Here is a 12,841-nt window from a genome sequence, read left to right on the forward strand (position 1 = left end):
AAAAACGCGAGGGCAAACGCACCATGACGCAATTCAATGAGACCGACCTCACCGAAGCCGTCGTCAAAAGCTTCGATCAGACGCCCGATACGCGTGCGAAATTCCTGCTGCAGGAATTGGTGAAGTCGCTGCACGATTACGTGAGCAAGACCGGTCTCACCTTCGAGGAATGGGAATACGCCATCGATTTCCTGACCCGGACCGGGCAGAAATGCACCGACACCCGCCAGGAATTCATCCTCTTGTCCGACGTGCTCGGCGTCTCCATGTTGGTCGACGCCGTCAATCACAGGGATCGCGACGGTGCCACTCAGACTAAGGTGCTTGGTCCGTTCTATGTCGGCGAGCACAAGGTGACTGCGCACGGCACCGACATCTCGCCGAACAATCAGACGGGCGAGCGGATGTTCGTGCAGAGCCGCGTCACGGATTTGCAGGGCAAGCCGCTTGCGAACGTTCCCGTCGACGTCTGGCACGCCGATGACGACGGCTTCTACGACTCCCAGAAGCCGAACTATGACGAGGTCGGCGCCTCGGCGCGGGCGCGTTTCATCACCGACAGCGACGGCCGCTTCTTCTTCCGCACCATCCTGCCGTGCAGCTATCCGATTCCGACCGATGGTCCCGTCGGCGAGATGATCGTGCAGACCGGCCGCCACCCGATGCGCCCGGCGCACGTGCACTTCCTGGTCAATGCCAAGGGCTATGAGCCGCTGATCACCCACGTCTTCATGGACGGCGACAAATATCTCGATTCCGACGTGGTGTTCGGCGTGAAGGACGATCTCGTCGCCAAGGTCGAGCCACGCAACGATCCCACAATGCCCGACGGCACCAAGGCGAACGGGCGGTGGCACCTGATGACTTACGAATTCCACCTCAAGCCCGGCGGCGGCGTGGCGCCGAAACCGCTGGGGGTGAAGACGGCGGAGCCGGCGTGAGGATCAGGAAATCGGCGCGCGCAGCGACTATCTTTCGAGAAAGGCGGCAAGCTCCTCGGGCGTGCCCTTCGGAAAGGCTTCCTTCAGGAAGTCGAGGAAGGCGGAAACACGTGCGCTCAGCAATCGCCGCGACGGGTAGAGCGCCCACAGCTGGATCTCGGGAGCGTCGATGTCACCCCAATGGCTCAACGTGCCAACGGATAGATCGGGACTGACGAGGGACAGGGGAAGGCATCCAGCACCGACGCCGGCCCTGACCGCGTCACGGACCATGATCAGGGATGCCAGGCTGAGCACTGGATCGACTGCAAAACGCAATCGACCAGTCGCCCCCGTCACGTTCCAGGCGGCACTCCGGTCACCCGTCCCGCGGACGACGGCGGGTACTGCGAGCTTGTCCTTTGGTCGTTTCAGGTGGGGGTTCGCCACGACCACCAGCCGGTCGCGCAGGAAGATGCGACCGACGAGGCTCTCATCCGGATCGGGCCCGACTCGAATGACGAGGTCATAACCTTCCTCGACCATGTCGACGGCCCGGTCTTCCGTCGTTATTTCCAGGCGGACCTCCGGATATTTCAGGGCGAAGGCGGCGGCCAGCTTCCCCATGGCGATCTGAGAGAACAGCAAGGGTGCGCTGATGCGCAACTTGCCGCGCGGCCTGTCGCCTCCCGAAGCGATCGCTGCGGCGGTCTCGTCGAGCTCGGTCAGCAACGTCCCGGTCCGCTCGTAAAGCGCGCGTCCTTCCTGGGTGAGTTTCAAGGTGCGCGCGCCGCGTTCGAACAGGCGCAGGTTGAGCGCCGCCTCGAGCTCCGCGACCCGGCGGGACAAGGTAGCCTTCGGACGACCCGCAGCACGCGCGGCGCGTCCGAACCCGCCATGCCGGGCGACCAGATTGAAATCGGCGAGGGCTAGGAGATCCATGTGTTCCACCAGTGAGACGGTCTGTCCAAATATACCGTCTATCAGTCAGATTGTGGATCACTAGTTTCGGGGTGTCTTCAAACCCAACCCGGAGTGACCCCCATGACCATTCTCGTTACCGGCGCCACCGGCACCGTTGGCCGCCACGTCGTCGAACAACTCGTCAAGCGCGGCGCCGACCTGCGCGCGCTCGTCCGCGATCCTGCGAAGGCGAACCTGCCTGCAGAGGTCACCGTCGTGCAGGGTGACCTCCTCGACGTCGACGCGCTACGCGGCGCCTTCACGGGAGTCTCGACCCTGTTTCTGCTCAACGGAGTCGTCGCGGATGAATTCACCCAGGCGCTGGTCGCGCTCAACGTCGCGCGGGAGGCCGGCGTCGAGCGGGTCGTCTACCTGTCGGTGATCCACAGCGATCGCTACGTCAACGTGCCGCACTTTGCCGGCAAGTTCGGTGTCGAGCGCATGATCGAGCAGATGGGCTTCAACGCCACCATCCTGCGCCCGGCCTACTTCATGAACAACGATCTCACGATCAAGGACGTCGTGCTCGGTTATGGCATCTATCCGATGCCCATCGGCAGCAAGGGCCTCGCGATGATCGACGCACGCGACATCGGCGAGATCGCCGCGATCGAGCTCGTTCGGCGCGAGCGGGCTGCAACGCCGCTTCCGCTCGCACGCTTCAATCTCGTCGGTCGCGATCAGCTGACCGGCGCGAAGGCCGCCGCCATCTGGTCCGAGGCGCTGGGCCGCACGATCGTCTACCCGGGCGACGACACTGCTGGCTTCGAAAAGAATCTGAGGCAGTTCATGCCGAGCTGGATGGCCTTCGACATGCGCCTGATGAGCGAGCGCTTTCTCACGGAGGGGATGATACCCGATGCCGGCGACGTCGAGCGTCTGACCGAGATGCTGGGTCGCCCACTGCGCTCCTACCAGGACTTTGTCTCCGAGATCACGGCCTCCGCCTGACGGCGGCGGCATTCCCCGATCACATCAAGGAATTCCATCATGATCTATTCCATTACGACGCAGCTCGCACGTTCGCGGATCTCTCCACGCCTCAGCGCGCGTGCAGCAGCGCCAGCAGCACGACGACAGCGCAGGCGAGCGCGGCCGAGGTCAGCTTCCAGAACATCAGCGGATTGCGCTCGAGGAGGGGCGTGATGCGCGTGTTCAGATAGGCCGGATTGGGATTTCTGAGCTCGAAGACGAACTCGGACATGTCCTCGTGGCGCTTGTAGGGATCGGGATGCAGCGCTTTCCTGAGTGCGCCGTCGATCCAGCCCGGGATGCCGCGCTCGGCATCGATCGCGGGGCGATATCGCAATTTCCACGCGTCCGATCGTCCGCGGATTTTCGCAAGCTGGGCGCCGTAGGGCAGATGCCCGGTCAGCATCTGGTAGCAGATGGCGGCCAGCGAGAACATGTCGGACCGGGGCGAGCCGCCCTGCCCAAGGAAATATTCCGGCGCCGTATATTGAACCGTGCCGAGAATTTCTGCGTCGGCCGCTCTCGGCGCGGCTTCGGCGACGCCCGCGACCCTCACTGATCCGAAGTCGATGATCTTGGCGGTACCGGTCTTGTCGATCAGGACGTTGTCGGGCCGGAGGTCCTGGTGCAGCATCTCCATACGGTGGAAGGCGCGAAGCCCACTGGCGATCTGCTCGATGATCCTGCGCACCGTCTCCAGATCGGGACGCGGATTGTCGAGCATCCACTGCCGCAACGTCTGCCCCTCGACGAACTCGGTCGCGACGTAGAGATAATTGCGCCGCGTCGATCGCGATCGCGGCTTGAGCACGTACGGACTGTCGATCCGCCGCGCGATCCACTCTTCCATCAGGAAACGCTTCAGATAGGCCTGGTTGTCGCGCAGGTCGATCGACGGAATCTTGAGCGCGACCGTTTCCTCGGTTTCCGCATCGACGGCGAGATAGATGTGGCTGCGGCTGCTGCCATGGATCTCCCGGATGATCCGGTAGCCGTCGAACATCGCGCGCGGCTCCAAAAGAGGCGGCAATGGCAGCATCGAGGTCCGATCGAAAACGCCGGTTTCTTCCGGCACCGCGTCGATCCGCAGAATCTGGACCGTGATGTTGTCGTCGCTGCCACGCCGATAGGCTTCCTCCACGATCGCCTTCGCCGCGCCGTCGAGCTCGGCTGCGTGCTCGTTGATGGCACTCGTGACGAAACGCGCATCGACGAACTCGTAGGCACCGTCCGTCGTCAGCAGGAAGGTGTCGCCGGCCTGGATCTCGACCGTCTGGTAGTCGATCTCGAGCTGCGGGTTGATACCGAGCGCGCGGCCGAGATAGGTCTGCTCCGACGATACGATGATGCGGTGATCGTCGGTCAGCTGCTCGAGCGCCTTGCCGGCGAGGCGGTAGATGCGGCAGTCGCCGACATGGAAGATGTGCGCGGTCGCCGCCTTGATGACCATGGCGCTGAGCGTGCAGACATAACCCTTGTCGCGGTCATAGGCATATTGGCTCTTGCGCGTCTGCGCATGCAGCCAGGAATTGGTCGCCTCCAGCACGCGGCGGGCGGAGGTCTTCACCGTCCATGATTCCGACGTGCAGTAATAGTCCATCAGGAAGCTCTTGACCGCCGACTCGCTGGCGATCTGGCTCACCGTGCTCGAGGAGATGCCGTCGGCGAGGACGGCCGCGATGCCCTTCAGGCTGAGCAGCGGCTCCTCCGGAATGAGGACCCCGTGAAAGTCCTGGTTGACGGGCTTGCGGCCCTTGTCGGAGTGCTGGCCGACCGAGATCTGGAGTCCGCGGGACATCGTCATCACCGGCAAAGAGGAGCCTCACCCTGATTGGGCGAGGCTCCTCTGTCGAGACGTTTGATCAGGCCGCGACGCGGGGCTTTGCAGCCTTCTCCGCCTGGCGCTTCGGCAGGGTCATGACGTGGGTGGCATAGAGGGTCATGCCGGTGAAGGCGAGGCCGCCGACGAGGTTTCCGAGCACGGTCGGGATCTCGTTCCAGATCAGATAGTCCATGATCGAGAACTTCGCGCCGAGCAGCAGGCCCGACGGGAACAGGAACATGTTCACGACGGAATGCTCGAACACCATGTAGAAGAACACCAGGATCGGCATCCACATCGCGATGACCTTGCCGGGGACAGAGGTCGAGATCATGGCGCCGACGACGCCGGTCGAGACCATCCAGTTGCAGAGCATGCCGCGCAGGAACAGCGTCGCCATGCCGGCCGCGCCGTGCGCGGCATAACCCAGCGTTCGGCCTTCGCCGATATTGCCGATGGCCGCGCCGACCTTGTCGGGGGCTTGCGTGAAGCCGAACGTCGTGACGAAGGCCATCATGAAGGCCACGGTGAAGGCGCCGGCGAAATTGCCGACGAAGACGAGGCCCCAATTGCGTAGCACGCCACTGAGCGTGACGCCCGGGCGTTTGTCGATCAGCGCGAGCGGCGAGAGCACGAATACGCCCGTCAGCAGGTCGAAGCCGAGGAGATAGAGCATGACGAAGCCGACGGGGAACAACAGCGCGCCGACCAGCGGCTGGCCGGTGTTGACGTTGATCGTGACGGCGAACCAAGCCGCGAGGGCCAGGATGGCTCCGGCCATGTAGGCGCGGATGATGGTATCGCGGGTGGACATGAAGATCTTGGACTCGCCCGCATCCACCATCTTGGTGACGAATTCCGAAGGCGCGAGATACGACATCAATGGTTCCTTTTGCTTCGTAAGTGAGATCGACACGCCCCCAGGCGAGCGCGGCTGAACATCATCGGTCGTGCGGGCTGCCTGCCGCGCACGAGGGGCTATGGAAAGTCTGGAAGCCTTGGGAATCGCGTCACGAGGACTCTGAAGCCGGGAGACCGCGAAGCAGGTGAGCTTCCGGGACGCAGCCGCCAGAGGCTGCATCAATGCGGCCAAGCCGCAGTCGTCGTTGACGGCAATTGCAAAGCAAGTTGCGTGCCGCTACAGCGCGCCAGAAATAGAGAGCAATTTCAATGCAATCCCGCTCGGGCTGATCTCGTTCTGCCGCCCTCGCGGCCTCCTGATTGAGCTGATGCACAAGCTTTGTGCGTCGCACAAGGAATGTGCAAATCGCAAATTTCGCATGCGGAACCGGCCTGCGACAGTTTGGCGCGATCGTTATAATGCTTTGAACAATCATCGCTTTTTGCGGTGGCAAGCTTGGCATGAAGCTTGAATACGACCAGCCCGACGCCATTGAAGCCGTCCCGCGAGACATCTCATCCGATTTTGCTGACGCCACCAGACGGGGGTCCCCCCGTCATGCGTTCGCACGCGCCAAGGACGGCGCAACCGGACGGACGGGCAGCTCGCGCGCACAGCCGCAAATCATTCCGCAACGACGCCAAAGGACGACACTGCCTATGACCAAGCGCATCCGCCGGCCCTCGGAAACGACCGGCCTCAGCCGCCGGCAATTGTTGAAGGCCACCGGCTCGACCGCCGCCCTTCTTGCCGCCGCCAAACTGAATTTCCCCGCCGGCGCCTTCGCTCAGGACGCGGGCCCCGAGGTCAAGGGCGCCAAGCTCGGCTTCATTGCGCTCACCGACGCGACCCCTCTTTTCGTCGCTAAGGAGAAGGGGATCTTTGCCAAATACGGCATGCCCGACGTCGAGGTGCAAAAGCAGGCGTCCTGGGGCACCACCCGTGACAATCTCGTGCTCGGCTCCGAGGGCAACGGCATCGATGGTGCACATATCCTCACCCCGATGCCGTATCTGATCTCGGCGGGCAAGGTGACGCAGAACAATCAGCCGACGCCCATGTACATCCTGGCACGGTTGAACCTGAACGGTCAGTGCATCTCTGTCGCCAAGGAATATGCGGATCTCAAGGTCGGGATCGACACCGCGCCCTTCAAGGCGGCGCTGGAGAAGAAGAAGGCCGGCGGCAAGGCTGTTAAGGCCGCGATGACCTTCCCGGGCGGCACGCATGATCTCTGGATCCGCTATTGGCTCGCCGCCGGCGGCATCGATCCGGACAAGGATATCGAAACCATCGTGGTGCCGCCGCCGCAGATGGTCGCCAACATGAAGGTCGGCACCATGGATTGCTTCTGCGTTTGCGAGCCCTGGAATCTGCAGCTGATCCATCAGAACATCGGCTACACCGCGATCACCACAGGCGAGCTCTGGGACAAGCATCCGGAGAAGTCGTTCGGCATGCGCGCGGCATGGGTGGACAAGTACCCGAAGGCAGCGAAGGCGCTGCTGATGGCGGTGATGGAAGCCCAGCAATGGTCCGAGAAGGCCCAGAACCGTGAGGAAGCCGCGGTGATCTGCGCCAAGCGTCAGTGGATCAACTGCCCGGTCGAAGACATCACCGATCGCATGAAGGGCAAGTTCGACTACGGCACCGGCCGAGTGGTCGACAACTCGCCGCAGCAGATGCGCTTCTGGAAGGACCATGCCTCCTATCCGTTCCAGAGTCACGATCTCTGGTTCCTCACCGAGGACATCCGCTGGGGCAAGTACGAGCCGAACTTCGACAGCAAGGCACTGATCGCCAAGGTCAACCGCGAGGATCTCTGGAAGGACGCGGCCAAGACGCTCGGCGTCGCCGCCGCCGATATTCCGGCCTCTACCTCGCGCGGCAAGGAGACCTTCTTCGACGGCAAGGTGTTCGATCCGGAAAATCCGGCCGCCTATCTGAAGTCGCTCGCGATCAAGCGCGTCGAAGTCTGACGGAGCCCTGCGGCCGCCTTTTGAGGCGGCCGCATCGTCCTTGCCACGCCGGAGAGAGATAGCGATGAACATGACTGCCACGAAGATCGAGGTTGAGACCGCGAAGCCTGCCGCAACAATTGCGCCGGTCGTCGCGCTGACGCCGAAGCGTCCGCCGCGCACTGAGGCTTACGCACGGATGGCGCGCGAGACGGCGGTGCGCGTGATCCCGCCGCTGGTCGTGATCGCGCTGTTGACGCTGGTGTGGGAGCTGGTCTGCCGGAGGGCCGGCTCGGCGCTGCCGCCGCCCTCAAAAGTGTTTGCGGACACCAGGGAACTGATCTTCGATCCGTTCTTCGACCATGGCGGCATCGACAAGGGCCTGTTCTGGCATCTGTCCGCCAGTCTCCAGCGCGTCGCCTTCGGCTACTCGCTGTCGGCGATCGCCGGCATTGGGCTCGGCGTGCTGGTTGGGCAGTCGGTCTGGGCGATGCGCGGGCTCGATCCGTTGTTCCAGGTGCTGCGCACCATTCCGCCGCTGGCCTGGCTGCCGCTGTCGCTCGCGGCCTTCCGCGACGGCCAGCCTAGCGCGATCTTCGTCATCTTCATCACCTCGATCTGGCCGATCATCATCAACACCGCGGTCGGCATCCGCAACATCCCGCAGGACTATCGTAACGTCGCCGCGGTGGTGCAGCTCAATCCGCTCGAGTTCTTCTCCAAGATCATGATCCCGGCGGCGGCGCCCTACATCTTCACGGGCCTGCGCATCGGCATCGGCCTGTCGTGGCTGGCGATCGTCGCCGCCGAAATGCTGATCGGCGGCGTCGGCATCGGCTTCTTCATCTGGGACGCCTGGAACTCCTCGCATATCAGCGAGATCATCCTGGCGCTGTTCTATGTCGGCATCATCGGCTTCGTGCTGGACCGCCTGATCGCGGGGCTTGGCAAGTTCGTCACCCACGGTACCGCGCAGAACTGAGGAGAGGGACATGACCGCCTATCTGAAGCTCGACCACATCGACAAGGTCTTCACCCGCGGCGCCGCCACCACGGAGGTGCTGAAGGACATCAACCTGACGATCGAGAAGGGCGAATACGTCTCGATCATCGGCCATTCCGGCTGCGGCAAGTCGACCCTGCTCAACATCATCGCGGGGCTGACCGGCGCCACCACGGGTGGCGTGCTGCTGGAGAACCGCGAGGTGAACTCGCCGGGGCCCGATCGCGCCGTGGTGTTCCAGAACCACAGCCTGCTGCCATGGCTGACCGTTTACGAGAACGTCAGGCTCGGCGTCGACAAGGTCTTCGCCAAGACCAAGTCCCGTGCCGAGCGCGACGCCTGGGTGATGCACAATCTCAACCTCGTGCAGATGGCCCATGCCAGGGACAAGCGTCCTTCGGAAATCTCCGGCGGCATGAAGCAGCGCGTCGGCATCGCGCGGGCGCTGGCCATGGAGCCGAAGGTGCTGCTGCTGGACGAGCCGTTCGGCGCGCTCGACGCGCTGACCCGTGCTCACCTGCAGGACTCGGTGATGGCGCTGCATCAGAAGCTCGGCAACACCATCCTGATGATCACCCACGACGTTGACGAAGCCGTGCTCCTGTCCGACCGCATCGTGATGATGACCAACGGACCGAGCGCGCGCATCGGCGAGGTGCTGGAGGTGCCGCTGGCGCGGCCGCGCAAGCGGCTCGACCTCGCGACCAACGCCACCTATCTGAAGTGCCGCCAGCGCGTGCTCGAATTCCTCTACGAGCGTCATCGCTTCGTCGAGGCCGCGTAAATCACGGGTTCACACGAGATATGCCCGCGCCTAATTAATCGACATCAAGCTCAATCCCTGTGCGTCGCACAGGGATTGAGCGAATCGCAAATTTAGCGTGCGGAAACGCCCTGCAAACAATTCGGGCAATACGAATAACGTCCTGAAATCCCTGTGTTTCCCGCGTGCGCGCAACTGGCACGGAAATTGAAGCGTCTTTGCGCGACGCCAACGACGACGTCCCTCAACATCATCAATCAGCATCGTGAACTCGCCACCGGGGGTGAAGCCTCGGAGCGCGCCTCCGTGACCGGAGGCAGAGCCTGCAACGACGCAGCGGTGAGCCTGGAAGGGATACTCAATGACGAAGAATCCGACCCTGAACTCCAGCTGGATTTCAGATTGGCGCCCCGAGGACGAGGCGTTCTGGAACGCGACCGGCAAGTCGATCGCGCGGCGAAACCTGATCTGGTCCATCGTGGCCGAACATATCGGCTTCTCGGTCTGGCTGATCTGGAGCATCGTCACCACCAAGCTGCCGCAGGCCGGCTTCCACTACACCACCGACCAGCTGTTCCAGCTCGTCGCCGTGCCGGGCCTGATCGGCGCCTTCATGCGCTTTCCCTACACTTTCGCGGTGACGACGTTCGGCGGCCGCAACTGGACCATCTTCAGCGCGGCGATCCTGTTCATCCCGACCTTGTCGCTTGCCTACTTCGTCAGCCAGCCCGATACGCCGTTCTGGCTCATGCTGCTGGTCGCATCGACCGCGGGTCTCGGCGGCGGCAATTTCGCCTCCAGCATGACCAACATCTCCTTCTTCTTTCCTGACCGGATGAAGGGATGGGCGCTCGGCCTCAACGCGGCCGGCGGCAACATCGGCGTCTCCAGCGTGCAGCTCCTGACCCCCATCCTGATGACGCTCGCCGTCTTCAACCTGTTCCAGGCAACGCCCGTTGACGGCATCTTCCTGCAGAATGCCGGCCTGATGTGGGTGCTGCCGATCGGCATCGCGGTGTTCGGCGCAGTGTTCTTCATGAACAACCTCGCCACGGCGAAATCATCGGTGAAGAACCAGCTCGCGATCGTCAAGCGCAAGCACACCTGGATCATGGCGTATCTCTATATCGGCACGTTCGGGTCCTTCATCGGTTATTCGGCGGCGTTTCCGCTGCTGCTCAAGACGCAATTCCCCACCGTGACGATCTCGGTCGCCTTCCTCGGCCCGCTGGTCGGCTCGCTGTCGCGTCCGCTCGGCGGCTGGCTCGCAGACCGGGTCGGCGGCTCCATCATCACGTTCTGGAATTTCATCCTGATGGCGGGCGCCACGGTCGGCGCGCTCTACTTCGTCGGGCACAAGGACTTCGCCGGCTTCCTGTCGATGTTCCTGATCCTGTTCGTGACGACGGGCATCGGCAATGGCTCGACCTACCGCATGATCCCCTCGATCTTCCGCGAGGAGAACCTGTTCAAGGTGCGCGGCAAGGGCGATGCGGCGCGTAGCGCCGCCCTGAAGACCGCGAGTATCGAGAGCGGCGCGGCGGTCGGCTTCATCGGCGCGGTCGGTGCCGTCGGCGGCTATCTGATCCCGAGCGGTTTCGGCAAGTCGATCGCCATGACCGGCGGGCCGCAGCTCGCGCTCGCGATCTACCTCGGCTTCTACGGCTCCTGCCTCGCTCTGACCTGGTGGTTCTACCTGCGTCGCAGCCCGCAGGGTGAAGGCGCGCCAAGCCTCGCCGAGGCACGGGTGTGAGCACGACAAATTGGCACGAATGTCGCTTCTCCCCGTACGCGGGGAGAAGTCTCTCTGATGACGTTTGATCCATGAACTTTTTCCGCAATGGCGCGGACGAAGGCAGACCGAAACAGACTGGAGAACATTATGACGCCCGAGCAGATTACCCTCATTCAGCAGAGCTTCGCCAAGGTCGCCCCGATCTCGGAAGCCGCCGCGGTGCTGTTCTACGACCGCCTGTTCGAGGTGGCGCCGTCCGTACGCGCGATGTTTCCCGAGGACATGACCGAGCAGCGCAAGAAGCTGATGGGCATGCTCGCCGCCGTGGTCGGCGGCCTGTCGAACCTGGAGTCGATTCTGCCCGCGGCCTCCGCGCTCGCCAAGCGTCACGTCGACTATGGCGCCAAGGCCGAGCACTACCCCGTGGTCGGCGCGACCTTGCTGTGGACGCTCGAGAAGGGCCTTGGCGAAGCCTGGACGCCCGAACTCGCCGCAGCCTGGACCGACGCCTACGGCGTGCTGTCCGGCTACATGATTTCCGAGGCCTACGGCGCGCAGGCGCAGGCCGCCGAATAGGAGATGCGTTGTGAGCGAACCGCTGGTCATCGTCGGTAACGGTATGGCGGCCGCGCGTCTGGTCGACGAGCTCGCCAAGACCGCGCTCGGCCGCTACGCGGTTGCCGTCATCGGCGATGAGCCGCGGCTCGCCTACAATCGCGTGCTGCTGTCGTCCGTGCTGGCGGGCGAGACCGGCTCGCACGAGATCGAGCTGCGGCCGGCCGATTGGTGGCGAGACCGCGGCGTCACGGTGCGCTACGGCTATCGCGTCACCGAGGTCGATGTCGGCCGCCGCGAGCTCAAGATCGCGGGCGAGGAGAGCATGGAATATTCCAAGCTCGTGCTCGCCACCGGATCGACGCCGCTGCGGCTCAACGTGCCGGGCGCCGATCTCGCCGGCGTGCACACGTTTCGCGACACCCGCGACGTCGACCTGCTGCTGACGCTGGCCGCGGCCAGGAAGCGCGTCGTCGTGGTCGGCGGCGGCCTGCTCGGGCTGGAAGCTGCCTACGGTCTTGCCAAGGCCGGTGCACCCGTGACGCTGCTGCACCTGATGGACCGGCTGATGGAGCGTCAGCTCGATGGTCCCGCGGCCGACCTGCTCAAGACGCTGGTCGAGCGCAAGGGCATTCGCGTCATGCTCAATGCCGCGACGGCCTGCATCCACGGCGACGGCCATGTCCAGGCGGTCGAGCTCGCCGACGGCAGCCGCATCGAGGCCGATGCGGTGATCTTCGCCGCCGGCATCAAGCCGAACGTCGCGCTGGCGAAAGAGGCGGGGATTGCGGTCAACCGCGGCGTGGCCGTCAACGACGTGATGCAGACCTCCTCGTCCGACATCTTTGCGCTCGGCGAATGCGCCGAGCATCGCGGCACCTGCTACGGCCTGGTCGAGCCGGCCTATGAGCAGGCGCGCGTGCTGGCGCGGCATCTGGCCGGCCGGCCAGCCGCCTATCAGGGCAGCGTGGTCTCGACCAATCTGAAGGTCTCCGGCGTCAGCGTGTTCTCCGCCGGCGACTTCATGGGCGGGGACGGCAGCGAGAACCTCGTGCTGTCGGACCGCAGGCGCGGCACTTACAAGAAGCTCGTCATCGCCGACGGCCGGCTGACCGGCGCGGTTCTGATCGGCGATACGATCGACGCGCTCTGGTACCTCGAGCTGATCCGCAATCGCGACAAGGTCGCGGCGATCCGCACCGACATGATGTTCGGCCGCGCGCTTGCGCAGCCTTCGAAAGCGGCGTGA

The 12,841-nt window shown here is 63.8% G+C and carries 12 protein-coding genes; 9 read left to right on the top strand and 3 right to left on the bottom strand.

Going from position 1 to position 12,841, the window contains the following annotated elements; genetic code table 11:
* The first annotated feature begins 23 nt into the window (after nt 1–23).
* Nucleotides 24–941, top strand: coding sequence for an intradiol ring-cleavage dioxygenase (locus DCG74_RS16160; protein WP_172783953.1), 918 nt, complete (start codon nt 24–26; stop codon nt 939–941).
* Nucleotides 942–968: 27 nt separating this feature from the next.
* Here DCG74_RS16160 and DCG74_RS16165 read toward each other — a convergent pair whose 3' ends face one another.
* Nucleotides 969–1,862, bottom strand: a complete 894-nt coding sequence (locus DCG74_RS16165; protein WP_172783954.1) for a LysR family transcriptional regulator — start codon at nt 1,860–1,862, stop codon at nt 969–971.
* Nucleotides 1,863–1,964: 102 nt separating this feature from the next.
* Between DCG74_RS16165 and DCG74_RS16170 the strand changes: the two genes are divergently transcribed.
* Nucleotides 1,965–2,834: an SDR family oxidoreductase gene (locus DCG74_RS16170; RefSeq protein ID WP_172783955.1), complete on the top strand. Its 870-nt coding sequence runs from the start codon at nt 1,965–1,967 to the stop codon at nt 2,832–2,834.
* A 91-nt stretch (nt 2,835–2,925) separates the two neighbouring features.
* Here DCG74_RS16170 and DCG74_RS16175 read toward each other — a convergent pair whose 3' ends face one another.
* Both DCG74_RS16175 and DCG74_RS16180 read right to left on the bottom strand, forming a co-directional pair.
* Complete coding sequence (locus DCG74_RS16175) at nt 2,926–4,659, bottom strand: bifunctional protein-serine/threonine kinase/phosphatase (RefSeq protein ID WP_172783956.1); 1,734 nt, start codon at nt 4,657–4,659, stop codon at nt 2,926–2,928.
* 58 nt (nt 4,660–4,717) lie between these two features.
* On the bottom strand, nt 4,718–5,557 hold the full coding sequence (locus DCG74_RS16180; protein WP_172783957.1) for a formate/nitrite transporter family protein: 840 nt from the start codon (nt 5,555–5,557) through the stop codon (nt 4,718–4,720).
* A 166-nt stretch (nt 5,558–5,723) separates the two neighbouring features.
* On the opposite strand from DCG74_RS16180, the gene DCG74_RS16185 reads away from it, so the two are divergent.
* From DCG74_RS16185 to DCG74_RS16215, 7 genes are all read left to right on the top strand, one after another.
* Nucleotides 5,724–6,050: a hypothetical protein gene (locus tag DCG74_RS16185; RefSeq protein ID WP_172783958.1), complete on the top strand. Its 327-nt coding sequence runs from the start codon at nt 5,724–5,726 to the stop codon at nt 6,048–6,050.
* A gap of 187 nt (nt 6,051–6,237) precedes the next feature.
* The gene (locus DCG74_RS16190) at nt 6,238–7,557 is read left to right on the top strand and encodes a CmpA/NrtA family ABC transporter substrate-binding protein (protein ID WP_172783959.1); all 1,320 of its coding nucleotides are present in this window, start codon (nt 6,238–6,240) and stop codon (nt 7,555–7,557) included.
* A 64-nt stretch (nt 7,558–7,621) separates the two neighbouring features.
* Nucleotides 7,622–8,518 carry a nitrate ABC transporter permease gene (gene ntrB, locus DCG74_RS16195; protein WP_172783960.1) on the top strand — a complete coding sequence of 299 codons (897 nt, stop codon included), beginning with the start codon at nt 7,622–7,624 and terminating at the stop codon, nt 8,516–8,518.
* A 10-nt stretch (nt 8,519–8,528) separates the two neighbouring features.
* The gene (locus tag DCG74_RS16200; protein ID WP_172783961.1) at nt 8,529–9,323 is read left to right on the top strand and encodes an ABC transporter ATP-binding protein; all 795 of its coding nucleotides are present in this window, start codon (nt 8,529–8,531) and stop codon (nt 9,321–9,323) included.
* A gap of 340 nt (nt 9,324–9,663) precedes the next feature.
* Nucleotides 9,664–11,055 carry an MFS transporter gene (locus DCG74_RS16205; protein ID WP_172783962.1) on the top strand — a complete coding sequence of 464 codons (1,392 nt, stop codon included), beginning with the start codon at nt 9,664–9,666 and terminating at the stop codon, nt 11,053–11,055.
* 129 nt (nt 11,056–11,184) lie between these two features.
* Nucleotides 11,185–11,613 carry a globin family protein gene (locus DCG74_RS16210; protein WP_172783963.1) on the top strand — a complete coding sequence of 143 codons (429 nt, stop codon included), beginning with the start codon at nt 11,185–11,187 and terminating at the stop codon, nt 11,611–11,613.
* Between the two features lie 10 nt (nt 11,614–11,623).
* On the top strand, nt 11,624–12,841 hold the full coding sequence (locus DCG74_RS16215; protein WP_172783964.1) for an NAD(P)/FAD-dependent oxidoreductase: 1,218 nt from the start codon (nt 11,624–11,626) through the stop codon (nt 12,839–12,841).

It is taken from the genome of Bradyrhizobium sp. WBAH42, assembly GCF_024585265.1.
GTDB lineage: Bacteria > Pseudomonadota > Alphaproteobacteria > Rhizobiales > Xanthobacteraceae > Bradyrhizobium.

What these genes read in the sequence shown, in the direction of transcription:
- DCG74_RS16160 (WP_172783953.1), top strand. Translation starts at nt 24, where the DNA reads ATGACGCAATTCAATGAGACCGACCTCACCGAAGCCGTCGTCAAAAGC.
- DCG74_RS16165 (WP_172783954.1), bottom strand. Translation starts at nt 1,862, where the DNA reads ATGGATCTCCTAGCCCTCGCCGATTTCAATCTGGTCGCCCGGCATGGC.
- DCG74_RS16170 (WP_172783955.1), top strand. Translation starts at nt 1,965, where the DNA reads ATGACCATTCTCGTTACCGGCGCCACCGGCACCGTTGGCCGCCACGTC.
- DCG74_RS16175 (WP_172783956.1), bottom strand. Translation starts at nt 4,659, where the DNA reads ATGACGATGTCCCGCGGACTCCAGATCTCGGTCGGCCAGCACTCCGAC.
- DCG74_RS16180 (WP_172783957.1), bottom strand. Translation starts at nt 5,557, where the DNA reads ATGTCGTATCTCGCGCCTTCGGAATTCGTCACCAAGATGGTGGATGCG.
- DCG74_RS16190 (WP_172783959.1), top strand. Translation starts at nt 6,238, where the DNA reads ATGACCAAGCGCATCCGCCGGCCCTCGGAAACGACCGGCCTCAGCCGC.
- ntrB (WP_172783960.1), top strand. Translation starts at nt 7,622, where the DNA reads ATGAACATGACTGCCACGAAGATCGAGGTTGAGACCGCGAAGCCTGCC.
- DCG74_RS16200 (WP_172783961.1), top strand. Translation starts at nt 8,529, where the DNA reads ATGACCGCCTATCTGAAGCTCGACCACATCGACAAGGTCTTCACCCGC.
- DCG74_RS16205 (WP_172783962.1), top strand. Translation starts at nt 9,664, where the DNA reads ATGACGAAGAATCCGACCCTGAACTCCAGCTGGATTTCAGATTGGCGC.
- DCG74_RS16210 (WP_172783963.1), top strand. Translation starts at nt 11,185, where the DNA reads ATGACGCCCGAGCAGATTACCCTCATTCAGCAGAGCTTCGCCAAGGTC.